Annotated in this window: 21 protein-coding genes; 20 read left to right on the top strand and 1 reads right to left on the bottom strand. The window is 64.6% G+C overall.

Annotated features, from left to right (window positions below; genetic code table 11):
* The first annotated feature begins 258 nt into the window (after positions 1-258).
* The 18 genes from coq7 to lpxC all read left to right on the top strand — a co-directional run bounded on the left by coq7 (position 259) and on the right by lpxC (position 20,689).
* Positions 259-900 (top strand): 2-polyprenyl-3-methyl-6-methoxy-1,4-benzoquinone monooxygenase, encoded by a 642-nt coding sequence (gene coq7 / locus AAHK20_RS31005; protein WP_449185335.1) that lies wholly within the window; start codon positions 259-261, stop codon positions 898-900.
* A 387-nt stretch (positions 901-1,287) separates the two neighbouring features.
* A complete protein-coding gene (gene mraZ / locus AAHK20_RS31000) occupies positions 1,288-1,716 on the top strand; it encodes a division/cell wall cluster transcriptional repressor MraZ (protein ID WP_137333922.1) in 429 nt (142 codons plus the stop codon).
* 27 nt (positions 1,717-1,743) lie between these two features.
* Positions 1,744-2,685, top strand: coding sequence for a 16S rRNA (cytosine(1402)-N(4))-methyltransferase RsmH (gene rsmH / locus AAHK20_RS30995; RefSeq protein WP_449185330.1), 942 nt, complete (start codon positions 1,744-1,746; stop codon positions 2,683-2,685).
* Positions 2,682-3,032, top strand: coding sequence for a cell division protein FtsL (gene ftsL / locus AAHK20_RS30990; RefSeq protein WP_449185329.1), 351 nt, complete (start codon positions 2,682-2,684; stop codon positions 3,030-3,032). The genes rsmH and ftsL overlap by 4 nt, the downstream gene beginning before the upstream one ends.
* Positions 3,029-4,936 (top strand): peptidoglycan D,D-transpeptidase FtsI family protein, encoded by a 1,908-nt coding sequence (locus AAHK20_RS30985; protein WP_449185328.1) that lies wholly within the window; start codon positions 3,029-3,031, stop codon positions 4,934-4,936. The genes ftsL and AAHK20_RS30985 overlap by 4 nt, the downstream gene beginning before the upstream one ends.
* Entirely contained in the window at positions 4,933-6,477 is a 1,545-nt protein-coding gene (locus tag AAHK20_RS30980) for a UDP-N-acetylmuramoyl-L-alanyl-D-glutamate--2,6-diaminopimelate ligase (protein ID WP_449185327.1), read from the top strand. The genes AAHK20_RS30985 and AAHK20_RS30980 overlap by 4 nt, the downstream gene beginning before the upstream one ends.
* A complete protein-coding gene (locus AAHK20_RS30975; protein WP_449185326.1) occupies positions 6,474-7,919 on the top strand; it encodes a UDP-N-acetylmuramoyl-tripeptide--D-alanyl-D-alanine ligase in 1,446 nt (481 codons plus the stop codon). Before AAHK20_RS30980 ends, AAHK20_RS30975 begins: the two co-directional genes overlap by 4 nt.
* Before the next feature lie 16 nt (positions 7,920-7,935).
* Positions 7,936-9,105, top strand: coding sequence for a phospho-N-acetylmuramoyl-pentapeptide-transferase (mraY, locus tag AAHK20_RS30970; RefSeq protein WP_449185325.1), 1,170 nt, complete (start codon positions 7,936-7,938; stop codon positions 9,103-9,105).
* A 13-nt stretch (positions 9,106-9,118) separates the two neighbouring features.
* Entirely contained in the window at positions 9,119-10,660 is a 1,542-nt protein-coding gene (gene murD, locus AAHK20_RS30965) for a UDP-N-acetylmuramoyl-L-alanine--D-glutamate ligase (RefSeq protein WP_449185324.1), read from the top strand.
* Positions 10,657-11,925 (top strand): putative lipid II flippase FtsW, encoded by a 1,269-nt coding sequence (ftsW, locus tag AAHK20_RS30960; RefSeq protein WP_449185323.1) that lies wholly within the window; start codon positions 10,657-10,659, stop codon positions 11,923-11,925. The genes murD and ftsW overlap by 4 nt, the downstream gene beginning before the upstream one ends.
* On the top strand, positions 11,922-13,028 hold the full coding sequence (murG, locus tag AAHK20_RS30955; RefSeq protein ID WP_449185322.1) for an undecaprenyldiphospho-muramoylpentapeptide beta-N-acetylglucosaminyltransferase: 1,107 nt from the start codon (positions 11,922-11,924) through the stop codon (positions 13,026-13,028). The genes ftsW and murG overlap by 4 nt, the downstream gene beginning before the upstream one ends.
* Positions 13,025-14,416 carry a UDP-N-acetylmuramate--L-alanine ligase gene (gene murC, locus AAHK20_RS30950; RefSeq protein WP_449185321.1) on the top strand — a complete coding sequence of 464 codons (1,392 nt, stop codon included), beginning with the start codon at positions 13,025-13,027 and terminating at the stop codon, positions 14,414-14,416. Before murG ends, murC begins: the two co-directional genes overlap by 4 nt.
* 36 nt (positions 14,417-14,452) lie before the next feature.
* Positions 14,453-15,394: a D-alanine--D-alanine ligase gene (locus AAHK20_RS30945; RefSeq protein WP_449185320.1), complete on the top strand. Its 942-nt coding sequence runs from the start codon at positions 14,453-14,455 to the stop codon at positions 15,392-15,394.
* Between the two features lie 22 nt (positions 15,395-15,416).
* Positions 15,417-16,172, top strand: coding sequence for a cell division protein FtsQ/DivIB (locus tag AAHK20_RS30940; RefSeq protein WP_449185319.1), 756 nt, complete (start codon positions 15,417-15,419; stop codon positions 16,170-16,172).
* Between the two features lie 28 nt (positions 16,173-16,200).
* On the top strand, positions 16,201-17,433 hold the full coding sequence (gene ftsA / locus AAHK20_RS30935; protein WP_449185318.1) for a cell division protein FtsA: 1,233 nt from the start codon (positions 16,201-16,203) through the stop codon (positions 17,431-17,433).
* A gap of 108 nt (positions 17,434-17,541) precedes the next feature.
* Positions 17,542-18,735, top strand: coding sequence for a cell division protein FtsZ (ftsZ, locus tag AAHK20_RS30930; protein ID WP_449185317.1), 1,194 nt, complete (start codon positions 17,542-17,544; stop codon positions 18,733-18,735).
* Between the two features lie 290 nt (positions 18,736-19,025).
* On the top strand, positions 19,026-19,535 hold the full coding sequence (locus AAHK20_RS30925; protein WP_449185316.1) for a peroxiredoxin: 510 nt from the start codon (positions 19,026-19,028) through the stop codon (positions 19,533-19,535).
* Between the two features lie 236 nt (positions 19,536-19,771).
* The gene (gene lpxC / locus AAHK20_RS30920; protein ID WP_449185315.1) at positions 19,772-20,689 is read left to right on the top strand and encodes a UDP-3-O-acyl-N-acetylglucosamine deacetylase; all 918 of its coding nucleotides are present in this window, start codon (positions 19,772-19,774) and stop codon (positions 20,687-20,689) included.
* Between the two features lie 77 nt (positions 20,690-20,766).
* On the opposite strand, the gene AAHK20_RS30915 is transcribed toward lpxC, so the two are convergent.
* Complete coding sequence (locus AAHK20_RS30915) at positions 20,767-21,252, bottom strand: DciA family protein (RefSeq protein ID WP_449185314.1); 486 nt, start codon at positions 21,250-21,252, stop codon at positions 20,767-20,769.
* Positions 21,253-21,528: 276 nt separating this feature from the next.
* Between AAHK20_RS30915 and secA the strand changes: the two genes are divergently transcribed.
* The gene (gene secA, locus AAHK20_RS30910; RefSeq protein WP_449185313.1) at positions 21,529-24,345 is read left to right on the top strand and encodes a preprotein translocase subunit SecA; all 2,817 of its coding nucleotides are present in this window, start codon (positions 21,529-21,531) and stop codon (positions 24,343-24,345) included.
* A 214-nt stretch (positions 24,346-24,559) separates the two neighbouring features.
* Positions 24,560-25,801: a bifunctional glutamate N-acetyltransferase/amino-acid acetyltransferase ArgJ gene (argJ, locus tag AAHK20_RS30905; protein WP_449185312.1), complete on the top strand. Its 1,242-nt coding sequence runs from the start codon at positions 24,560-24,562 to the stop codon at positions 25,799-25,801.
* Positions 25,802-25,823: the final 22 nt, after the last annotated feature.

Here is a 25,823-nt window from a genome sequence, read left to right as displayed (position 1 = left end):
TTTTGGAATGCTAAATATCAAGCAGCCTTGAGCTCCGCGAGAAGCGGGACGTACTGTAGCAAAGCGCATAGTTATGAAAAACAAAAGAAAGCCATTCGGAAGCTTTCTGTTTCATTTGTGCGACATCGTCTAAACTTAAGGGTTTACCGGTCTTTCAAGGTCGAGCGAAAGTGCGGGGAAAGCATCGCAGCCGCGAACGCTTTCGATGCGAGTGGGATGTATGCACCGCTTGAGCCATGCCGAATCAGGGAGAAGTGGATGACGCTAGACGAGTTGATCACCGAATTTGACCGGGGTTTGCGGTCGATGGCAGGCGTTAGTCGCATGAGCCGTCCCGTTCCGGCGCCTCCCGTTGCGGAAGCCGAACCCGCCGAGCCAGTTCAGTTGACGCCAACAGAGCGCGCGCATTCCGCCGGACTGATGCGCGTCAATCACGTCGGCGAAGTGTGTGCGCAGGCGCTTTATCAAGCGCAAAAGCTGGCGACCAACTCGCCGACGCTCAAGGCGGCCTTCGACCATGCGGCAAGCGAGGAGGAAGACCATCTGGCGTGGACTGCAAAACGGCTTGTCGAGCTCGACTCGCGTCCGAGCTTGCTCAATCCGCTCTGGTACACCGGTGCGCTTGCCATCGGATTCGCGGCGGGCAGCCTTGGCGACAAAGTGAGCCTCGGCTTCATGGCCGAGACCGAGCGCCAGGTCGAGAAGCATCTGGAGAGCCATCTGAAGAAGCTGCCGGAGGCTGACCACGAGTCGCGCGCGATCGTTGATCAAATGCGAATCGACGAGGTGTCGCACGGCAAGACCGCGACGGAATCGGGCGGTGTCGAGCTGCCTTTTCCGGTTCGCGCGCTGATGAAAGCCGCGTCGAAAGTCATGACTCGCACCGCCTACTACGTTTGAAGAAATAAGCAACGGACGATGCGCCCTGCATCGTCCACCCCCGCCTTCGAAATTCGCTCAGTCTCCACCTCTCCCACCTCCCAGAACGCTTTTCGCCCACGCTTTTGCCCCGAGCTTTTCACGTATCACCTTCACAACATTCACTAGCTCATTCATTTATAACGTTTTTCGGTTTTCTTGCGCGACATGAAAGACCGAGCGTAAGTCCTTGTTCTAACTAACAAAATTCGTCAAAAAAACGGGCTTCTCCCTTGACCGGCCTTAGGCCTTACTCTAAAGTGGGAGACAGTGTGAGAAAGTGTATTTTTGTGTGATTTATCGGGCCGATTCGGCTAGATTTTCGAGATCGCGCGAGCGTGGCACGGTGCGCTGAACGGGGAGAAGAAAGTGTTCCAAGGGGCGTCGGCGCTGACGCTCGATGCGAAAGGGCGGATGTCGGTTCCGTCTCGCTATCGGGAAGCGCTGCAAGGACAGGCAGAAGGACGGGTGACGCTGACCAAGCACCCGGACGGCTGCCTGTTGCTGTTTCCGCGCCCGGAGTGGGAACTCTTCCGTCAAAAGATCGCCGCGCTGCCGATGGATGCGCACTGGTGGCGCCGGATTTTTCTCGGCAACGCGTCGGATATCGATCTCGACAGCGCAGGCCGGATTCTCGTGTCGCCCGAATTGCGTTTGGCCGCCGGGCTGGAGAAAGAAGTCATGTTGTTGGGCATGGGCAGCCACTTCGAGCTGTGGGATGCGCAGACGTACGCCGCCAAGGAGCAGGCGGCGATGGCGCAGGGCATGCCGGATGCCTTGAAGAATTTCACGTTCTGATCGCGGTTTAGATATAGGGCACCTGCGATGGGAAACGAATTGCAGCATCGCACGGTGCTGCTGGAAGAAGCGGTCGATGCGCTCATCACGCGGCCGGACGGCGTCTATGTGGACGGGACGTTCGGGCGTGGCGGGCACAGCCGGGCGGTGTTGGACCGGTTGAGCGAGACGGGCCGGTTGATTGCGTTCGACAAGGACCCGCAAGCCATCGCCACGGCGCAGGCGATCGCGGACACGCGTTTTGAGATTGTGCACGAGAGTTTTGCCGCGCTTGGCCGCGAGGTTGCGGCGCGCGGGGTAGGGCGGGTGTCGGGGGTATTGCTGGATCTGGGCGTGTCGTCGCCGCAAATCGACGATCCGGAGCGGGGCTTCAGTTTCCGCGCCGACGGCCCCCTCGACATGCGGATGGACCCGACGCGCGGCGAGTCCGCAGCCGACTGGCTCGCGCGGGCAACGCAGCAGGAACTGACGGAGGTGATACGAGATTATGGGGAAGAACGGTTTGCTGTTCAGATTGCAAAGGCGCTTGTTGCTCGCCGGGCAGAGTCCGACCGTCTTGGGCCTCTCGTCACCACGGGGGAGCTTGCCCAAATCGTGGCTCACGCCGTCAAGACACGTGAGAAGGGTAAGGACCCGGCAACCCGCACCTTTCAGGCTATACGGATTCACGTCAATCAAGAGCTTGCGGAGCTGCAAGTCGTACTAGAGGCTGCATTGTCGTTGTTGGAGCAAGGGGGGCGGCTGGTGGTCATCAGCTTTCATTCGCTCGAGGACCGGATCGTCAAGCGATTCATGCAGGCGCACGCGAGTGCGCCGGCGGTCGACCGCCGCCTGCCGATTCGCGCTGTCGACCTGCCCAGCCCTCCGCTCAAGCTGCTCGGCCGCGTGTTCGCGAGCGACGCCGAAGTCGAGGCCAATCCGCGCGCCCGCTCGGCGGTGATGCGCGTCGCGGAGCGCCTCGCGCCATGAGCCGCTTCAATATCTTCCTTTTGATCGTCGTCCTTGGCTGTGCGTTGTCGGTCGTCAATGCGACGAACCAGCAGCGCCAGATCTTCATTGAATTGCAGCGCGCGCAAGCCCAGGAGCGGCAGCTCCAGCAAGACTACGCGCAGCTTCAATATCAGCAGAGCGCGATGTCGAAGACGTCGCGCATCGAGCAGATCGCCACCGATTCGCTCAAGATGGCGCCCGTCATGACCGGCCGCACGCAGTATCTGACGCTCGCGCCGGGCGCGGCGACGGCCGAGGATGCGCCTGTGCCGACCGCCGCGCCCGCTTCTGCGCCGGTCGCGCCGCGCAGTGGGAGCAAGCGATGAAAAAGGCGCAGAACCGCAAGAGCGTGTCGTACTCGGCGAGCCCGGTGCTCTCCGTACGCCTGCCCATGTGGCGCTCGAAGCTCGTCGTGTTTCTGCTGTTCATGGCCTTCGTCGCGCTCGCCGGGCGCGCGTTCTGGATTCAGGGGCCGGGCAATTCGTTCTATCTGAAGCAGGGCGAAAGCCGCTACCAACGCACGATCGAAATGCCGGCCACGCGCGGCAAGATTCTCGATCGCAACGGTCTCGTGCTCGCGACGAGCCTGCCGGTGCGCGCGATCTGGGCGATTCCCGAATCGGTGCCGGATGACCTCGGCGCGGACAAGCTCGCGCAGCTCTCGAAGCTGCTCGATATGACGCAAACCGAGTTGCGCGCGAAGCTCTCCGAAGACAAGACCTTCGTCTACGTCAAGCGGCAGGTGCCGGTCGACGTCGCCGACAAAGTCACCGCGCTCGATATCCCGGGCATCTACCAGCGCCCCGAGTACAAGCGGTTTTATCCGGAAGGCGAAATCACGGCCCACCTGATCGGCTTCACGAATGTCGAGGACGAAGGCCAGGAAGGCGTCGAGCTCGGCGATCAGAAAATCCTCGTGGGGACGCCGGGCATCCGTCACGTGATCAAGGACCGGATGGGCCGCGTGATCGAGGACGTCGACGAGACCGTCGTGCCGCACAACGGCGCGGACGTCGAATTGTCGATCGACAGCAAGATCCAATACATTGCGTACGCCAACCTGAAGGCGGCCGTCGAGAAGTTCAAGGCGAAGGCCGGCGCGGCGATGGTGGTCGACGTGCAGACCGGGAACGTGCTCGCGCTCGTCAATTATCCGACCTACAACCCGAACGACCGCTCGCACCTGACCGGCGAGCAGTTGCGCAATCGGATCATGACCGACGTGTTCGAGCCGGGCTCGATCATGAAGCCGTTTACGGTGTCGCTCGCGCTCGATCTGCACCGCGTGACGCCGAATACGCTGGTCGATACCGGCAATGGCCACTTCACGCTCGACGGCGCGCCGATCACCGACGACAGCGGGTTCGGCGTGCTGACGGTCGGCGGCGTGATTCAGAAGTCGAGCAACATCGGCGCGACGAAGATCGCGATGACGCTCAAGCCGGAAGAGATGTGGAATATGTATACGAGCATCGGCCTTGGCCAGGCGCCGAAGGTCGGTTTCCCAGGCGCGGCGCCCGGGCGCTTGCGTCCGTGGAAAAGCTGGCGGCGCATCGAGCAGGCGACGATGTCGTACGGCTACGGCTTGTCCGTGTCGCTGTTCCAGCTCGCGCGCGCGTACACCGCTATTGCGCACGACGGTCAGATCATGCCGGTATCGATCTTCAGGACGCCGGGCGACCAGCCCGCGTCCGGTCCCCAAATCTTCTCGCCGACGACGGCGCGCGAAGTCCGTACGATGCTCGAATCGGTGGTCACGGCGCAAGGCACGTCGCCCGATGCGGCGGTGCCGGGTTACCGCGTCGGCGGCAAGAGCGGTACCGCGTATAAGCACGGCCCGCACGGCTACGACAAATCGAAGTACCGCGCCTCGTTCGTCGGCATGGCGCCGATGCCGAACCCGCGCATCGTCGTCGCGGTGTCCGTCGACGAGCCGACCGCCGGTAGCCACTTCGGCGGCCAGGTTTCGGGGCCGGTGTTCTCGGCGATCGCCGGCGATACGCTGCGCTCGTTGAACGTGCCGCCCGATATGCCCGTCAAGCAGCTCGTCGTGTCGGACGATTCGGCGACAGCTGCGCCGGCTGCGGGTGCGTCAGCGGTTGCCGTAGCACAGAAGACGGCCGCGGTTCACGGCAACGCCAAGCCGACGACGACGGTCGCCAACCATGGCGACGCCAAGAAGATCAAAGTGTCCGATAACGCAAAGATTCGCCCAGGAGTCGTCCGATGAGCGCTGCTCGCCGTCAACACCCGGCGCACCAGCAGATCGCCGATGTGCTCGACTGGTTGCGCGCGCACGCCGCGCCCGGTGCGAACCTGCACGCCGATACGCGCACGATCGCGGCCGGCGACGTGTTTCTCGCTTATGCCGTCGACGGCGCCGATAACCGTCCGTTCATCGACAGCGCGATCGAGCGCGGCGCCGCAGCCGTGCTGTTTCAGCCCGAAAGCTTCGATGGCGCGGTAGATCCGGAGCTGACGCTCGCCGTGCCCGCGCTGAATGAACTGGCCGGGGCCATCGCAAGCGGCTGGTACGGCTCTCCGAGCGAGGCGATGCTCGCAGTGGGCGTGACGGGCACGAACGGCAAGACGTCGTGCTCGCAATGGATCGCGGCGGCGCTGACCGCCGCCGGAAAGCCGTGCGCAATCATCGGCACGCTCGGCAGCGGCATGCCGGGGCACCTCGTCCACACCGGCTTCACGACACCGGACGCGCCGCAGTTGCAGCGCAGCCTAGCGCAGCTTCACGCAGCGGGCGCGCAGGCGGTGGCGATGGAAGTGTCGTCGCATGCGTTGCATCAGGGGCGCGTGACCGGCACGGCGTTCGATATCGCCGTCTTCACGAATCTCACGCAGGACCACCTCGACTATCACGGCACGTTCGCCGCGTATGAGGCGGCGAAGGCGCGCCTGTTCGACTGGCCGGACCTGCGCTGCGCCGTCATCAACCGCGACGACGAAGCGGGGCGGCGCCTCATCGCGCAAACGCGCGGCAAGGTGCGCACGATCGCGTACGGCATCGACACGGCAGTCGACGGTGCTCCGCCAGCCGATGCGTTGCTGCTTGCCTCGCGCGTTCGCGCGACGCCGGTCGGCACGGCGTTCCACCTGGCGTCCGATTGGGGCGCGGCCGATGTCGAAGTCGCGACGCTCGGCGCGTTCAACGTCAGCAATCTGCTCGGCGTGCTCGGCGCGCTGCTCGCCGCCGACGTGCCGTTCGCGACCGCGCTTGCGGAATTGTCGAAGCTCGAACCGGTCAACGGCCGCATGCAGCGGCTCGGCGGCCGGCTGCAGAACGACGAGCCGCTCGTCGTGATCGACTACGCGCACACGCCGGACGCGCTCGAGAAAACGCTCGAAGCGCTGCGCCCGATCGCGAGCGCGCGCGGTGGCGAACTCGTCTGCATGTTCGGCTGCGGCGGCGATCGCGATGCGACGAAGCGTCCGCTGATGGGCGCGATCGCCGAGCGGCTTGCCGACTCGGTCGTCGTGACGAGCGACAACCCGCGCAGCGAAGATCCGCAGTCGATCATCGATCAAATCGTTGCCGGCATGAAGGACGCGGGCAAGGCCCGCCGCATCGAGGATCGCGCGAGCGCGATCCTGCAGGCCGTGCGCAGCGCGGCGCGCGAAGATGTTGTGGTGCTGGCCGGCAAAGGTCACGAAGCCACGCAGGAAATCATGGGTAAGAAGCGCGCCTTCTCCGATCAGGACCACGCCCGTCTCGCGCTTGCCGCGCGGGCGACGCACACTCGTGGAGGCGGCGAATGACGATGTTCTCGCTGAATGAAGCGGCTCAAGAGATCGCTGGCGCAACGGTGCTGGGCGATGGCGCGACCACCTTCGAGCGCGTTGCCACCGACAGCCGCACCACCGGCCCTGGCGATTTGTTCGTCGCGCTGAAGGGCGACCGGTTCGACGCGCACGACTTCCTGCCGGAAGTCGCCGAGCGCGGCGTGAGCGCGGTGCTGGTGACGCGCAGCCCGGGCGAATGGCGCGTGCCGGCGCTGCGGGTTCCCGATACGCGCGAGGCGCTCGGCGCACTGGCGCGCGCGTGGCGCCGCCGTTTTGCGATTCCGCTGGTTGCGGTCACGGGCAGCAACGGCAAGACGACGGTCAAGGAAATGATCTCGTCGATCTTCGCGGCGGCCGTGGGCCAAGAGGCACGGCTCGCGACGGCCGGCAACTTCAACAACGAGATCGGCCTGCCGCTGACGCTGTTTCGTCTAACCGAAGCGCACAAGCTCGCTGTCGTCGAACTCGGGATGAACCATCCCGGCGAGACCGACGTGCTTGGCAAGATCGCCGAGCCGACCGTCGCGCTCGTCAACAACGCGCAGCGCGAGCATCAGGAATTCATGGCGACGGTCGAGGCGGTCGCGCTCGAGCACGCGAGCGTGATCCACGCGCTCGGGCCCGCGGGCGTCGCGGTGTTTCCGGCCGAAGACGCCTACGCGGTCATCTGGCGCATCGCCGCAACCGGCAATCGCATCGTCGATTTCGCGTTGAACGCTGCGGACCGCACGACGGCTGCAGCGGTGACGGGCGAACTCGAAGGCAACCGGTTGCGCGTCTCGACGCCCGACGGCGCGTTCGAAGCCGTGCTGCAGGTGCTCGGCGAGCACAACGCGCGCAACGCGCTCGCAGCGACGTCGGCGGCGGTCGCGGCCGGCGTGCCGCTCGACGCGATCAAGCGCGGCCTCGAGGCGTTCGAGCCGGTGAAAGGCCGTCTGCAAGTGAAGCGCGCGGCCCTCGGTTCGCTCGCGGGGGCCACGGTCATCGACGATACGTACAACGCGAATCCCGATTCGATGCGCGCCGCGATCGACGTGCTCGCCGCACAGGCCGCGCCGCGCGTGCTCGTGATGGGCGACATGGGCGAAGTGGGCGACGAAGGCCCGGCGTTTCATCGCGAAGTCGGCGCCTATGCGCGCGAGCGCGGCATCGATGCGCTCTATGCGCTCGGCGATGCGTCGCGCGACGCCTGCAGCGCGTTCAACGCTGGCGGAGCGAGCGCGGGCCCGGCTCAAGGTGCGCACCATTTCGACGATATCCCGTCATTGGTCGCGTACCTGCTGCAAGCCGGATTCGGCGCGCACGCGACGCTGCTCGTCAAAGGTTCGCGCTTCATGAAGATGGAGCGTGTGGTGGAAGCGGTAATCGCTTCGCAATTGCAACCTGCCGCACCGGGCACGACGCCTGGCGCACACTGAAAGAGAAGGACCGGCAATGCTATTGGTACTGGCGCAATGGCTGCAGAATGACGCAAGCTTCTTGCGCGTGTTCAGTTACCTGACGTTTCGAGCGGTCGCGGCGAGCATCACCGCGCTCGTGATCGGGCTCGTCCTCGGTCCGTGGGTGATCCGCAAGCTGACCGCGATGAAGGTCGGCCAGGCCGTGCGCAAGGACGGCCCGCAGACGCACCTCGTCAAATCCGGCACGCCGACGATGGGCGGCGTGCTGATTCTGATCGGCATCGCCATCTCGACGCTCTTGTGGGCCGATCTCACGAACCGCTTCATCTGGATCGTGATGCTCGTCACGTTCGGCTTCGGCGTGATCGGTTGGGTCGACGACTATCGCAAGGTCGTCTACAAGGACCCGCGCGGGATGTCGTCGCGCGAGAAGTATTTCTGGCAGTCGGTGATCGGCTTGTTCGCGGCGGTGTATCTCGCGTTTTCCGTGTCCGAAGCGAGCAACGTGCGCGTTTTCGATCTGTTCATGGACTGGGTGCGTAGCGGCTTCTCGATCGGTCTGCCGCCGCACGCCGACCTGATGCTGCCGTTCCTGAAGTCGATCAGCTACCCGCTCGGCGTCTGGGGCTTCATCGCGCTCACCTATTTCGTGATCGTCGGCGCGAGCAACGCGGTCAACCTCACCGACGGTCTCGACGGCCTCGTCATCATGCCGGTCGTGCTCGTGGGCGGCTCGCTCGGCGTGTTCGCCTACGTGATGGGCAGCTCGATCTACTCGAAATACCTGCTGTTCCCGCACATCGCGGGCGCAGGCGAATTGATGATCTTCTGCTCGGCGATGGGCGGCGCGGGTCTTGCCTTCCTCTGGTACAACACGCACCCCGCGCAGGTGTTCATGGGCGATGTCGGCGCGCTGGCGCTCGGCGGCGCGCTCGGCACCATCGCCGTGATCGTGCGCCAGGAGATCGTGCTCTTCATCATGGGCGGCATCTTCGTGGCGGAGACACTGTCGGTGATGTTGCAGGTCACCTGGTTCAAGTACACCAAACGCCGCTATGGCGAAGGGCGCCGCATCTTCAAGATGGCGCCGCTCCATCACCATTTCGAATTGTCGGGCTGGAAAGAGACGCAGGTGGTCGTGCGTTTCTGGATCATCACGTTGATGTTGTGCCTGTTCGGTCTGTCCACCCTCAAGCTGCGGTAAAGGAAAGCAAGCGATGTTTGGCGAGATGTTTGTCGATCGGCAAAGTCCGATGGTGCTCGTGCTGGGGCTCGGTGAATCCGGCCTCGCGATGGCGCGCTGGTGCGCGCGGCACGGGTGCCGGCTGCGCATTGCCGATACGCGCGAGGCGCCGCCGAACCTTTCCGCGCTCGAGGCGCACCGGATCGATGCCGAGTTCATCGGCGGCGCGTTTTCGCCCGCGCTGCTCGACGGCGGAATCGAACTCGTCGCGATCAGCCCGGGCTTGTCGCCGCTTGCCGAGGACCTGCTGCCGCTGATTACGAGCGCGCGCGAACGCGGCATTCCGGTGTGGGGCGAGCTCGAATTCTTCGCCCAGGCGCTCAAGAAACTCGGCGAGAGCGGTTACGCGCCGAAGGTGATCGCGATCACCGGCACGAACGGCAAGACCACGACGACGAGCCTCACGGGCCTGCTGTGCGAACGCGCGGGCAAAAAGGTCGCGGTGGCGGGCAACATCAGCCCGGCCGCGCTCGACAAGCTCACGGAAGCGATCGACAACACCGCGCTGCCCGACGTGTGGGTGCTCGAGCTGTCGAGCTTCCAGCTCGAAACCGCGCATACGTTCGCGCCGGATGCGGCGGTCGTGTTGAACATCACGCAAGATCACCTCGACTGGCACGGCGGCCTCGATGCTTACGCCGCCGCGAAGGGCCGCATCTTCGGGCCGCAGACGGTGCGCGTGCTCAACCGCGACGATGCACGCGTGATGGCGCTCGCGCCTGCTGCGGACGCCGCGAAACAAGCTGGCGAAAGCGCCGCCGCCCAAGCGGTGACGTTCGGCCTGAACGAGCCGGTGCACGTCGGCGACTACGGCCTGTTGCGCGAAAACGGCATGAACTGGCTCGTCGAAGCGCACGATCGCGATCCTGCCGATGAGCCAACGTCGACCCGCCGACGCAAGAACGAATCCACCGCGCCACGCGATCTCGGGTTGAAGCGCCTTATGCCGGCCGACGCCTTGCGCATCCGCGGTCTGCACAACGCCGCGAACGCGCTCGCCGCATTCGCGCTGGCCCGCGCGATCGGCTTGCCAGCGGCGCCGCTGTTGCACGGCTTGCGCGAGTATCGCGGCGAGCCGCATCGCGTCGAGCTGATCGCGTCGGTCGATGGCGTCGACTATGTCGACGACAGCAAGGGCACGAACGTCGGCGCGACGGTAGCCGCGCTCGACGGTCTCGCGCAGCGCGCGATCCTGATCGCGGGCGGCGACGGCAAAGGACAAGATTTCGCGCCGCTCGAAGCGCCGGTCGCGCGCTGGTGCCGCGCGGTGATGCTGATCGGCCGCGACGCCCCGCAGATCCGCGACGCGCTCGCCGACAGCGGCGTGACGCTCGCCGACCACGCAACGCTCGAAGCCGCGACCCGCGCGGCCGCCGCGCTGGCGGAGCCGGGCGACGCCGTGCTGCTGTCGCCGGCCTGTGCAAGCTTCGACATGTTCAAGGGCTATGCCCATCGCGCGGCGGTCTTCCGCAGCGCGGTGGAAGACATCGCCGCGGAACGGGGGACGATGCTATGAGCTGGTCCGAACGTTTCGGCTCGCGCCTGTCAGGACAACGCGGCTCGGTCGGCAAGGCCGAAGATGCCGGCGGCGCATCGGGAAGCGGTCTCGCGAGCGCCGTGAGCGGCATGCGTCCGATGCGCTCGCGCATGCTCGACTACGACCATTCGCTCCTGTGGGTCGTGATCGCGCTGCTCGGGCTCGGTGTGGTGATGGTCTACTCGGCGTCGATCGCGATGCCGGATTCGCCGAAGTACGCGTCGTACCACGACTACGCGTTTCTCGTGCGCCATATCGCGTCGCTCGGGGTCGCGACGATCGCGGCCGTGATCGCGTTCAAGGTGCCGATCTCGGTCTGGGACAAGTACGCGCCCAAGCTCTTCCTGATCGCGCTGGTCGGTCTCGTGATCGTGCTGATTCCGCACATCGGCAAGGGCGTGAACGGCGCGCGCCGCTGGATTCCGCTCGGCATCACGAACATGCAGCCGTCGGAAATCATGAAGCTCGCCGTGACGATCTACGCGGCGAACTACACGGTGCGCAAGCAGGAATACATGCACAGCTTCGCGAAGGGCTTCTTGCCGATGGCGTTCGCGGTCGGCGTGGTCGGCGCGTTGCTACTGCTCGAGCCGGACATGGGCGCGTTCATGGTGATCGCCGCGATCGCGATGGGCGTGCTGTTCCTCGGCGGCGTGAACGGCAAGCTGTTCGGCGGGCTGGTCGCGACGGCGGTGGGCACCTTCACGATTCTGGTCTGGGCGTCGCCATGGCGGCGTGAGCGGATCTTCGCGTACCTCGATCCGTGGGACGACCGCTACGCGCAGGGCAAGGCGTATCAATTGACGCACTCGCTGATCGCGTTCGGCCGCGGCGAGTGGTTCGGCGTGGGCCTGGGCGGTAGCGTCGAGAAGCTCAACTATCTGCCGGAAGCGCATACCGACTTCATTCTTGCCGTGATCGGCGAGGAGCTGGGTTTCGTCGGCGTGATGGTCGTGATCCTGCTGTTCTACTGGATCGTGCGCCGCTCGTTCGAGATCGGCCGTCAGGCGCTCGCACTCGACCGCACGTTTGCCGGCTTGATGGCGAAGGGCATCGGCCTGTGGTTCGGCGCGCAGACCTTCATCAACATGGGAGTGAACCTCGGCCTTCTGCCGACCAAGGGCCTGACCTTGCCGCTCGTCAGCTACGGCGGCTCGGGCATTTTGCTGAACTGCGTCGCGCTGGCGGTGCTGATGCGCGTCGACTATGAGAACCGTGTGCTGATGCGCGGGGGCAAAGTATGAGCACGACCCCGCAACGCACGTTGATGGTGATGGCCGGCGGCACCGGAGGACACGTGTTCCCCGGGCTCGCGGTCGCGCACCGGATGCGCGCATGGGGCTGGCGCGTCGTGTGGCTCGGCAATCCTGCGGGCATGGAAGCGACGCTTGTGCCGAAGCACGGTATTCCGATGGAGTTCGTGCGCTTCGGCGGGTTGCGCGGCAAGGGTCTGCGCACCAAGCTCGCTCTGCCGCTGAATCTGCTGCGCGCGTGCCTTGAAAGCCGGCAGGCGCTCAAGCGCGTGAAGCCTGATGTCGTGCTCGGCATGGGCGGCTACATCACGTTTCCGGCTGGCGTGATGACCGCGCTTTCGGGCCGCCCGCTCGTACTGCACGAACAGAATTCGATTGCGGGTCTTGCGAACAAAGTGCTTGCCAAGCTCGCGCGGCGCGTGCTCGTTGCGTTCCCGAATGCGCTGCCGAATGCCGAATGGACCGGCAATCCGATTCGCGAGGAACTTGCGCGCGCTTTGGCACCCAAAGAGCGCTACGCAGCTCGCAGCGGTCCGCTCAATGTGCTGGTCGTCGGCGGCAGTCTCGGGGCGGCGGCGTTGAATGAAGTCGTGCCGCGCGCGGTAGCGCTGCTGGCGCCGAACGAGCGTCCGCGCATCGTGCATCAGGCGGGCGCCAAGCACATCGACGCGTTGCGCGCGAATTACGAAGCAGCTGGTTTGCAACCGGGCGACGACCTGCAGCTCATGCCGTTCATCGACGACATGGCGAAGGCTTATGAGACAGCCGATCTCGTGATTTGCCGTTCGGGCGCGATGACGGTTGCCGAGATCGCAGCGGTCGGCGTGGCGGCGCTCTTTGTGCCGTTCCCGTACGCGGTCGACGATCACCAGACGACGAACGCCCAATTCCTGTCGGAGCAGGGTGGGGCGGTGTTGGTGCAGCAGCGCGATTTGTCGGCGGAAAAGCTCGCCGACTGGTTGCGCAGCCAGTCGCGCGAATCGCTCGCGGAAATGGCCGAGCGCTCGCGCGCGCTGGCAAAACCGGATGCCACCGATCGCGTCGCGCAGGTTTGCGCGGCTGTGGCGCTTGCGCGCCAGGAAGGAATGAAATGAAACACATCGTCAAACACATCCATTTTGTCGGGATCGGCGGCGCGGGCATGAGCGGCATCGCCGAGGTGCTCGTCAATCTCGGGTACCACGTGAGCGGGTCCGACCTCACGAACAACGGCGTGACCGACCGGCTCGCCACGCTCGGCGCGCGCATCGCGCTCGGTCATGACGCCGCGAACATCGAGGGCGCGGATGCGGTCGTGGTGTCGACGGCCGTGCGCAGCGACAACCCTGAAGTGCTCGCCGCGCGCCACCGCCGCATTCCGATCGTGCCGCGCGCGGTGATGCTCGCGGAGCTGATGCGCTTGAAGCAAGGCATCGCGATCGCCGGCACCCACGGCAAGACCACGACGACCTCGCTCGTCGCGAGCGTGCTCGCCGCGGGCGGGCTCGATCCGACGTTCGTGATCGGCGGGCGCCTGATCAGCGCGGGCGCGAACGCGCGGCTCGGCACGGGCGACTTCATCGTCGCCGAAGCCGACGAGTCGGACGCGTCGTTCCTGAATCTCTTCCCGGTGATCGAAGTCATCACGAACATCGACGCCGACCACATGGACACCTACGGCCACGATTTCGCTCGGCTCAAGCAGGCGTTCATCGAGTTCACGCACCGGTTGCCGTTCTATGGCATCGCCGTGCTGTGCGTCGACGATCCGAACGTGCGCGAGATTTTGCCGTTCGTGTCGAAGCCGATCATCCGTTACGGTTTTGCGCCCGACGCGCAGGTGCGCGCGGTCAACGTGACGGCGCACGACGGCCGCATGCATTTCACGGCGATGCGCGAAGACGCGGCGCCGCTCGACATCGTTTTGAACATGCCGGGCACGCACAACGTGCAGAACGCGCTCGCGGCGATTGCGATTGCGACTGAACTTGAGGTCACGGATGCCGATATCCAGCGAGCGCTCGCGGAATTCAACGGCGTCGGCCGGCGTTTTCAGCGCTACGGCGAGGTGGCCGTCGCGGGCGGCGGCAACTACACGCTGATCGACGACTACGGCCATCACCCGGTCGAAATGGCGGCCACGATCGCGGCCGCCCGCGGCGCGTTCCCCGACAAGCGTCTGGTGCTGGCGTTCCAGCCGCACCGCTTCACCCGCACGCGCGACTGCTTCGAGGATTTCGTCAAGGTGCTCTCGACGGTCGACGCGCTGGTGCTGACCGAAGTCTACGCAGCCGGCGAAGCGCCGATCGTCGCCGCCGACGGCCGCGCGCTCGCGCGCGCGATCCGCGTGGCGGGCAAGGTCGAACCGGTGTTCGTCGAGACGGTGGATGAAGTGCCGGAGGCGCTGTCGACGGTCGTGCGCGACGGCGATGTGGTGATCACGATGGGTGCGGGCTCGATCGGCGGTGTGCCGGGACGGCTCGCGCAACAGGTTGCGCAATGAGCGCGGAATTAATCGTGCAAGAAGCGAAGGTGTGACATGAGCGGTATCGATCCGAAACTCTTTGGCAAGGTTGCAGTGCTGCTCGGCGGCGTGTCCGCGGAGCGCGAGGTGTCGCTCAATTCCGGCCGGCTCGTGCTGCAGGGGTTGCGCGACGCGGGCGTCGACGCGCATCCGTTCGATCCGTCCGAGCGGCCGCTGTCGGCATTGAAGGACGAAGGCTTCGTGCGCGCGTTCAACGCACTGCACGGCGGCTACGGCGAGAACGGCCAGATCCAGGGCGCGCTCGATTTCTACGGCATCAAGTACACGGGCAGCGGCGTGCTCGGCTCGGCGCTCGGGCTCGACAAGTTCCGCACCAAGCTCGTGTGGCAGCAGACGGGCGTGCCGACGCCGCCGTTCGAAACGGTGATGCGCGGCGACGACTACGCGGCGCGCGCCGCGGACATCGTCGCGAAGCTCGGCGTGCCGCTGTTCGTGAAGCCGGCGTGCGAGGGATCGAGCGTCGCGGTGATCAAGGTGAAGAGCGCCGACGCGCTGCCGGCCGCGCTCGAGGAAGCCGCGAAGTTCGACAAGATCATCGTCGTCGAGAAAAGCATCGAAGGCGGCGGCGAGTACACCGCGTGCATCGCGGGCGATCTGGATCTGCCGCTGATCCGCATCGTGCCGGCGGGCGAGTTCTACGACTACCACGCGAAGTACATCGCCAACGACACGCAATACCTGATTCCGTGCGGCGTGTCGCCGGAACAGGAAGCGCGCTTGAAGAAGCTGGCGCGCCGCGCGTTCGACGTGATCGGCTGCACCGATTGGGGCCGCGCCGATTTCATGCTCGATGCGAACGGCGACCCGTACTTCCTTGAAGTGAACACGGCGCCGGGCATGACGGACCACTCGCTGCCGCCGAAGGCGGCGCGCTCGGTCGGCATCAGCTATCAGGAACTGGTCGTCGCCGTGTTGGCGCTGACCTTGAAGAACTAACGCAAGGGATCGACGCAGCAACATGTGGAATAACGTTCGCCAGCTCAACTTCGCCGCCAACGCGCTGTACGCGTTGCTGGCGCTCGTGCTGCTGGCGGCGGGCGGTTACTGGCTGATCCAGCGCCCGAACTTCGCGCTGCGCGAGATCCAGATCGATGGCGATACCGATCACATCAATTCGCCGACGGTGCGCGCGAGCGTCGTCGGCCACTTGAAGGGCAATTTCTTCACGGTCGATCTCGACTCGGCGCGGCAGCAGTTCGAGCAGATGCCGTGGGTGCGCCGCGCGAGCGTGCGCCGGGTCTGGCCGAATGCGCTGGCTGTCACGCTCGAGGAGTACAAACCGCTTGGCACGTGGGGCGCCGATCAATTGGTGAGCGTCGACGGCGAGCTCTTCACGGCGAACCAGGGCGAGCTCGACGAGGAGCTGCCCGCGTTCGACGGCCCGGACGGTACGGCGAAAGAGGTCGTCGCGCGTTATCAGGACTTCAAGAAGTGGTACGCGCCGCTGGGCGCGACGCCGGAAGAGGTGACGCTGTCGCCGCGCTACGCGTGGACGGTGAAGCTCTCGAACGGCACGGAAATCGAATATGGCCGAGAACGCAACCCGCAGACGCTCGCTGACCGCAGCCGCCGGCTGATCGAGGCGTGGGCGGCTGTGACGCAGCGTTGGGGAAAGGATATCGAATACGCTGACCTGCGCTATCCGAACGGGTTTGCGGTTCGCGCGGCGGGCATGCGCTTCATCAGCGATACCGACAAGGCCAAGAAGCAATGACATCACACGCACACGCAATGAGCACGCTATGAGCAAAGACTATAAAGACCTGCTGGTTGCCCTCGACATCGGGACGGCGAAGGTGGTGGCTGTCGTCGCCGAGTTGAAGGGCGAAGGCTATTACGAGGTGATCGGCCTCGGCCAGAGCGAGTCGAAGGGTCTCAAGAAAGGCGTGGTGGTCAACATCGAAGCCACCGTGCAATCGATCCAGCGCGCCCTCGAAGAGGCCGAGCTGATGGCCGACTGCAAGATCACGAACGTGTTCACGGGGATCGCGGGCAGCCACATTCGCAGCTTCAATTCGAGCGGGATGGTGGCGATCAAGGATAAGGAAGTGACGCAGACGGATGTCGCGCGCGTGATCGAAACCGCCAAGGCGATCAACATCCCGACCGATCAGCAGGTGCTGCACATCCTCACGCAGGAATTCATCATCGACGGCCAGGAAGACGTGCGCGAGCCGATCGGCATGAGCGGCATCCGGCTCGAAGTGAAGGTGCATATCGTGACGGGCGCGGTGTCGGCGGCGCAGAACATCGTCAAGTGCGTGCGCCGCTGCGGGCTCGAAGTGAACGACCTGATTCTGCAGCCGCTCGCGTCGTCGCTGGCGGTGCTGACCGAGGACGAGAAGGAACTGGGTGTCGTGCTCGTCGACATCGGCGGCGGCACGACCGACATCGCGATCTTCAGCGAAGGCGCGATCCGGCACACGGCAGTGATTCCGATCGCGGGCGATCAGATCACGAGCGACATCGCCATGGCGCTGCGCACGCCGACGCCGGACGCAGAGGACATCAAGGTGAGCTACGGCATCGCGAAGCAGGCGCTTGCCGATCCCGACGAAATGATCGAAGTGCCGGGACTGGGCGAGCGCGGTCCGCGCACGCTGTCGCGGCAGGCGCTGGCGGCGGTCGTCGAGCCGCGCGTCGAAGAGCTTTTCTCGCTCGTGCAGCAGGTGGTGCGCGAGTCGGGTTACGAGGAATTGCTGAGCTCGGGCGTCGTGCTGACGGGCGGCGCCTCGATGATGCCGGGCATGGTCGAGCTTGGCGAAGACATCTTTTTGAAGCCGGTGCGCATTGGCGTGCCGGAGTACGCGGGCGGTCTCGCGGACGTGGTGCGCAATCCGCGCTATTCGACGGCGATGGGCCTGCTTGTCGAAGGGCGCTCGCAGCGGATGCGCGGCCGCAAGGTCGCCGTGCAGTCGGGTTCGATGGGCCAGGTCTTCACGCGGATGAAGGACTGGTTCCTCGGCAACTTCTAAACCATTTTCGAAATTCGCGCCGGTGCCGGCGGCTGGCGCGCGACAAGGGAGTGCCCGCTCCTTTGCCGAATAACGGCCGAGCAAGTCTTTTTTCTTGACGGAGGCAACATGGAATTCCAGATGCTGGAAACGGAAACCAGCGGCACCATCATCAAGGTGGTGGGCGTCGGTGGCGCTGGCGGCAATGCCGTGCAGCACATGATCAACAAAGGCGTGCAAGGCGTCGACTTCATCGTGATGAACACGGACGCGCAGGCGCTCTGCCGCTCGCGCGCTACGCACGTGATTCAGCTCGGCAACACCGGTCTCGGCGCAGGCGCCAAGCCGGAAATGGGCCGTGCGGCAGCCGAAGAAGCACGTGAACGCATCGCCGATGCATTGCGCGGCGCGCACATGGTGTTCATCACCGCCGGCATGGGCGGCGGCACGGGCACGGGTGCGGCACCGGTCGTGGCTCAGATCGCGAAGGAGATGGGCATTCTGACCGTCGGCGTCGTGAGCAAGCCGTTCGAGTTCGAAGGCGGCAAGCGCATGCGTGTCGCGGAAGCTGGTTCGCAGCAACTGGAGGATCACGTCGACTCGCTGATCGTCGTTCTGAACGACAAGCTGTTCGAGGTGATGGGCGATGACGCCGAGATGGACAAGTGCTTCCAGTGCGCAGACGACGTTCTGAACAACGCGGTTGCAGGCATCGCCGAAATCATCAATGTCGATGGTCTCGTGAACGTCGACTTCGAAGACGTGAAGACGGTGATGGGCGAGCAGGGCAAGGCGATGATGGGCACGGCGACGGTGGCCGGCGTCGATCGCGCGCGCCTCGCGGCGGAACAGGCCGTGGCGAGCCCGCTGCTCGAAGGCGTCGATCTGTCGGGCGCGCGCGGTGTGCTGGTAAACATCACATCGAGCCGCTCGCTGCGTCTGTCGGAAACGCGCGAAGTGATGAACACGATCAAGAGCTACGCCGCGGAAGACGCGACGGTGATCTTCGGCGCGGTGTACGACGATGCGATGGGCGACGCGCTGCGCGTGACGGTCGTTGCAACGGGCCTTGGCCGTGCGGCGAAGAAGCAGCAGTCGGCACCGATGACGCTCCTGCGCACCGGCACCGACAACCAGCCGATCAGCACGATGCAGCACAGCTACGCTCCGGCGCAAGCGCACGCCGCCGATTACGGCGCGCTCGACACGCCGGCCGTGTGGCGCAATTCGCGCGAAACGGCGGCATCGCACGTGCAGGCGCTGCAGGAAAAGGGCGTCGATACGTACGACATCCCGGCGTTCCTGCGCAAGCAAGCGGACTGATCGCGCGAGGCTCGAGCGTTCGCGGCGGCGCGCGGCGGTGATCCGGCGCGCCAAGCGAACGAAGGGCAAGGTGCGGCGAACGGCAACGGCGAAACAGGCCGCGTCCCTTGGGACGAGCGGCCGGGACAGGTGCCCGCAGCGTAATTGCAGCGCGGGTGGCCGGAGTGTCGGCGTTAGCTTTGAAGAGCACTCAGCGCAATGCGGGAAAACGCGCAATAATGCGCGATTACGAGTAGTACGTGTGGCAACGAACCGGTCGATGAGCACAGCATCGATGTGAAGGATCGAGCATGATTCAAGTGGGCGACAAGCTGCCTGACGCAACGCTCTTCGAGTTTGTCGAAGACGAGCGTGCAGGCTGTACTCTCGGGCCGAACGGCTTCGAGGTGCAGGCACTGACGGCGGGCAAGCGCGTGGTGATCTTCGGATTGCCGGGCGCGTTCACGCCGACGTGTTCGGCCAAGCACGTGCCGGGTTATGTCGAGCACGCCGAGCGTTTTGCGGCGGCGGGGATCGACGAAATCTGGTGCGTGTCCGTCAACGATGCATTCGTGATGGGCGCTTGGGGACGCGATCAGCACACCGCGGGCAAGGTGCGCATGATGGCGGACGGAAGCGCAGCTTTCACTCGGGCGCTCGGTCTGGAGCAGGATTTGTCGGCGCGGGGCATGGGAATCCGTTCCCAGCGCTACGCAATGGTGGTCGACGGCGGCGTGGTCAAGGCGCTCTTCGTCGAGGCACCCGGCAAGTTCGAAGTCAGCGATGCGGCCAGCATCCTTGCCACACTGAGCCAGTCATGAAGCCTCCGGGCGTTGCCCTTGGGCAACGCTTGATCCGACTTTTATGACAGGCCGTAACACGGGCCGGCACCGGAAATGCCTCCATTCCGGGTGTCGGCCCGCTCCGCATTCTCGAGCGGGTAATTCAAAGAAACAGTTTGAAACGTCCATTCCGCGTTGCAGCGAAGCGAATGGAGTATAATCCGACCTATGGAATCAAAATCCCGATTGGGATTCTCAATCGAATAGAAATCACCATGCTGAAGCAACGCACTATCAAATCGATCGTCAAGACGGTCGGCATCGGCCTGCATTCTGGCCGGAAGGTCGACTTGACGCTTCGCCCCGCCGCCGCAAACACGGGCATCGTGTTTTCGCGCGTGGACCTGCCCACGCCCGTCGATATTCCGGCGTCGGCGATGTCGATCGGCGATACGCGTCTTGCTTCGGTGTTGCAGAAGGACGGCGCGCGGGTCTCGACGGTCGAGCACCTGATGTCGGCCTGCGCAGGTCTCGGCATCGACAACCTCTACGTCGACGTGACCGCCGAGGAAATCCCGATCATGGACGGCAGCGCGGCATCGTTCGTGTTCCTGATCCAGTCGGCCGGCATCGAAGAGCAGAACGCGCTGAAGAAATTCATCAAGGTCACGAAGCCGGTCGAAATCCGCGATGGCGACAAATTTGCCCGCCTCGATCCGTACTTCGGCTTCAAGCTCAAGTTCACGATCGATTTCCGCCACCCGGCCGTCGATAAGACCGGTCAGGCGCTGGAAGTCGACTTCGCCAACACCTCGTACGTCCGCGACATCGCGCGTGCGCGCACGTTCGGCTTTGCGCACGAAGTCGAGATGATGCGCGAGCTGGGCCTCGCGCGCGGCGGCAGCATGGATAACGCGATCGTGCTCGACGAATACCGCATCCTGAACAACGATGGCCTGCGCTACGACGACGAGTTCGTGAAGCACAAGATGCTCGACGCGATCGGCGATTTGTACGTGGTCGGCCATCCGCTGCTCGCGTCGTACACGGCGTACAAATCGGGCCACGGCTTGAACAACGCGCTGTTGCGCGAGTTGCTCGCGCACGAGGATGCGTACGAACTCGTCACGTTCGACGACGTGAAGCACGCCCCGCGAGGTTTCGGTTACGAAGCACAGACGGCGTTTGCCTGATTGTTGTGATTGGGGCGCTCGCGATACGAGCGGCGCCTCTGACGAAGATCAAGAAATGAGCGGTCCCACCGGACCGCTCATTTTTTTTCGTCGCGCGGTTTCCGATGGCGCGCGGCCATCTTCGCGAGCGCCGCTTGCAAGGGGGACGGGGTGAGCGTTTCGCTCAATTCGCGCAGCGCGTCGGCGCCTGCCGGCGTCATGCGGGCCTGCTTGATGGGTGGCGGCTCTTTTACCGGCTGGGGCCGGACGCGCACTTTCAGCGTGTTGACGGCCCAGCCGCGTTGCTGAAGCTCGGAGAGCAGCGTCGGTTCGAGATGCCGCAGGCGTGCAGCGAGCGCGTTGTGCGCGGCAAAAAGGGACAGGACGCCGTCCTTGATAAAGCCCGGTTCGACACTCGTCGCCAAATAACTGGGCAACAGTTGCTTGAGATCACGTTCGAGCGCGGCAATTTGCTCGACGCCCGCGCGCAGGGCGGCGAAGGCATCGGTGCGACTCAAAACCTCGGCGACAGGCTGTGGCCGACGCGGCCCAAACGGCCTTGAAAACGACGAAAAACGGCTCATTTCACACTCGTGTCACCCAGTCGCGGCGTATGCGTGCGACGATGCGCGCATTGTACCGCGCGCGGGGCGCGCAACCGTTGGCGCCGCAGCGCTCGCAAGGGCGTGAGCGAGAGCCGGCGCGGACACTGCTGTCTAGCCGCAGACGCAGGCGGAAGCATCCCCGCGTGATAAAATGCCCGATTCGAATTCAATCATGGAATAAGCCGCCGAGGCCCGCCGAAACCGGGCGCACCGTTTGTGCGACCCTGTCCGAAGCCGCGACGCAAACCCGATCCGATGACCACCGGTTTTCTCCAAAAAATCTTTGGCAGCCGCAACCAGCGCCTCGTCAAGCAATACCAAAAGACCGTCGAGGCGATCAACGCGCTCGAGACGCAGATCGAGCAGCTGACGGACGACCAATTGCGCGCGAAGACGGGTGAGTTCCGCCAGCGTGTCGCAAGCGGCGAATCGCTCGACAAGCTGCTGCCGGAGGCGTTCGCGGTCTGCCGCGAGGCGAGCCGCCGCGTGCTCAAGATGCGCCACTTCGACGTGCAGTTGATCGGCGGCATGGTGCTCCACTACGGCAAGATCGCCGAAATGCGCACGGGCGAAGGCAAGACGCTCGTCGCGACGCTTGCGGCGTACCTGAACGCGCTGTCGGGCCGCGGCGTGCACGTCGTGACCGTCAACGATTACCTCGCTCAGCGTGACGCCGAGTGGATGGGCAAGCTGTACAACTTCCTGGGTCTCTCCGTCGGCATCAACCTGTCGCAGATGGATCACGAGTCGAAGCAGAAGGCCTACGCGTCGGACATCACTTACGGCACGAACAACGAATTCGGCTTCGACTACCTGCGCGACAACATGGTCTACGAGACCGACGCGCGCGTGCAGCGGCCGCTCAATTTCGCGGTCGTCGACGAAGTGGACTCGATCCTGATCGACGAGGCGCGTACGCCGCTCATCATCTCGGGCCAGGCCGAAGATCACACCGAGCTCTACGTGCGCATGAACGCGCTGCCGCCGCTGCTCGAGCGTCAGATCGGCGAAGAGAAGGCGGACGGCACGGGCGTCGAGAAGCCGGGCGACTACACGCTCGACGAAAAGGGCCGCCAGGTGTTCCTGACCGAATCGGGCCACGAAAAAGCCGAGCGCATGCTCGCGGAGTGGGGCCTGATCGGCGAGGGCGAAAGCCTCTACGCGCCGCAGAACATCACGCTGATGCACCACGTGTACGCCGCGCTGCGCGCGCACACGCTGTTCTTCCGCGACCAGCACTATGTCGTGCAGAACAACGAAGTCATCATCGTCGATGAATTCACGGGTCGTCTGATGGTGGGCCGCCGCTGGTCGGATGGTCTGCACCAGGCCGTCGAAGCGAAGGAGCACGTGAAGATCCAGAGCGAAAACCAGACGCTCGCCTCGATCACGTTCCAGAACTACTTCCGCATGTATTCGAAGCTCTCGGGCATGACCGGCACGGCCGACACCGAAGCGTACGAATTCAACGAGATCTACGGGCTCGAAACGGTCGTCATCCCGACCAACCGGCCGCCCAAGCGGATCGACAAGCAAGATCAGATCTACAAGACCGCGAAGGAACGCTATGACGCCGTGATTCGCGATATCCGCGAATGCTTCGAGCGCGGTCAGCCGGTGCTGGTCGGCACGACGTCGATTGAGAACTCCGAGGTGCTGTCGCATCTGCTGACCAAGGCGGGTCTGCCGCACGAGGTGCTGAACGCGAAGCAGCACGCGCGTGAAGCGGCGATCGTGGCCGAAGCAGGGCGTCCGCAGCGCATCACGATTGCAACCAACATGGCCGGCCGCGGTACCGACATCGTGCTCGGCGGCAACGCTGAGAAGCAGGCCGCGTTCATCGAGGCCGACGAGGCAATCCCCGCCGACGAAAAAGCGAGCCGCATCCAGAAGCTGCACGACGAATGGCAGACGCTTCACGACCAGGTGAAGGCGGCTGGCGGCCTGCACATCATTGGCACCGAGCGTCACGAATCTCGCCGGATCGACAACCAGCTGCGCGGCCGTGCCGGCCGTCAGGGCGACCCGGGTTCGTCGCGGTTCTTCTTGTCGCTCGAAGATCCGCTCTTGCGCATTTTCGCGGGCGACCGCGTGCGCGCGATCATGGACCGCCTCAAGATGCCGGAAGGCGAAGCGATCGAAGCGGGCATCGTCACGCGCTCGATCGAATCGGCGCAGCGCAAGGTCGAGGCTCGCAACTTCGATATTCGTAAGCAATTGCTCGAATACGACGATGTGTCGAACGATCAGCGCAAGGTGATCTATCAGCAGCGCAACGAATTGCTCGAAGCGCACGATATCGCCGAAACGATCGGTGCGATGCGCCAGGCCGTGGTCGGCGATGTGGTTCACGAGTTCATTCCGGCGGGCAGCATCGAAGAGCAATGGCGGGCGCCGGAACTCGAAGAAGTGCTGCGCAACGACTGGCAGCTCGATCTCGCGATTCAGGAAATGATCAACGAATCGCAATCGATCAGCGCCGACGAGATTCTCGAAGCCGTGGTCTCCGCCGCCGACGAGAACTACGAGACGAAGGTCGGCCTGGTCGGCCGCGAATCGTTCAGCGCGTTCGAGCGTTCGATCATGCTGCAGACGCTCGATCGCTGCTGGCGCGAGCACCTCGCCGCGCTCGACCACTTGCGTCAGGGCATCCACCTGCGCGGCTATGCGCAGAAGAATCCGAAGCAGGAATACAAGCGCGAGGCGTTCGAGCTGTTTGAGGCGCTGCTCAACGTGGTGAAGACGGAAGTCACGCGCATCGTGATGAACGTGCAGATCCAGTCGCCGGAGCAACTTGAGCAGGCCGCCGAGCAGCTCGAAGAGCAGGGCAGCCATCTGGAGAACGTCGAATTCCGCCACGCGGAGTTCGCCGAAGCGGGCGCTGCGGCAGCAGGCGGCGTGGTCGCGGCCGATGCCGCCACCGAGATGGTCAGCCAGGCCATGAGCCATGGTGCGCACGCGCCCGCTGGCGCCGCGCCGTCCGCCGACGGCATGCCGAAAGTAGGCCGCAACGATCCCTGCCCGTGCGGTAGCGGCAAGAAGTACAAGCAGTGCCACGGCAAGCTTGCGTAACAGCGAAAACGGCGCGCATAATGCGCGCCGTTTCGTTTGTGCGCAGCCCTTCGCTCTCGCGCGAACGTTCGATCACGGGTCGTGCGCGCAACGAGCATCCGTGATTCCGTGGCGGTTCGGCTGTTCCGCGAGCCGCCAGCCTCGACCAGTCGATGCCGGTTCTCTCCGCATTCGCGCCATGAGCCGGCATTTCACCGTCCGATAGGTCCCGACCATGGCTGTCAATTTCCCCTCGATCGCTCCCGAGCAACTGCACTCTGTCGCCGGCGTCACGCTCGGTTGGGCGGAAGCGAATATCCGCAAGCCGAATCGCAAGGATGTCCTCGTGATTTCCGTCGACGAAGGTGCGACTGTGGCAGGCATATTCACGTCGAATCGCTTTTGCGCGGCGCCGGTGACGGTGTGCCGCGAGCATCTCGATCGCGTGCGCGCGGGCGGCAAAGGCATTCGTGCGCTCGTCGTGAACACCGGAAACGCAAACGCGGGCACGGGCGAGCCGGGTCTCGCGAACGCACGCGAAACCTGCGTGGAGCTCGCGCGCCTGGCTGGCATCGCGCCGGAGCAAGTGCTGCCGTTTTCGACGGGCGTGATTCTCGAGCCGCTGCCGATCGACCGCCTGAAGGCCGGTCTGCCCGCCGCGCTCGAAAATCGCCAGGCCGCGCACTGGTACGACGCCGCGCAAGCGATCATGACGACCGACACCTTGCCGAAGGCCGCTTCGCGCCAAGTGACGATCGACGGCCACACGGTCACCCTTACCGGCATCAGCAAGGGCGCCGGCATGATCAAGCCGAACATGGCGACGATGCTCGGCTTCCTCGCCTTCGACGCAGCCGTTTCGCAGCCGGTGCTCGACGCGCTCGTGAAGCACGTCGCCGACCGCTCGTTCAACTGCATCACGATCGATGGCGATACGTCGACGAACGATTCGTTCATCCTGATCGCGTCGGGTAAATCGAGCCTGCCGGCTGTGACGTCGACCGATTCTGCCGCATACGCCGCATTGCGCGACGCCGTGACGGAAGTCGCGCAGACGCTCGCCCAACTGATCGTGCGCGATGGCGAAGGCGCGACGAAGTTCATGACGGTGCAAGTCGAAGGCGGCTCGAACGTTCCCGAATGCCGCCAGATCGCTTACGCGATCGGCCACTCGCCGCTCGTGAAGACGGCCTTTTACGCATCGGACCCCAACCTCGGCCGCATCCTCGCGGCGATCGGCTACGCGGGCGTCACGGATCTCGATGTCGAGAAAATCGATCTCTACCTCGACGATGTGCTCGTCGCCAAACAAGGCGGGCGCAACCCCGACTACCGCGAAGAAGACGGCCAGCGCGTGATGAAGCAAAGCGAGATCACGATTCGCGTGCTGCTGGGCCGCGGCGATGCGCAGGCGACGATCTGGACGTGTGACCTGTCGCACGATTACGTGAGCATCAACGCCGACTACCGTTCCTGATTGATCGAGGGCGCGGGTCCGC

The sequence above is a fragment of the Trinickia camelliae genome, from assembly GCF_053525655.1.
Note: the sequence above shows the minus strand (reverse complement) of the source record. Positions and strands in the feature narration are given on the sequence as shown.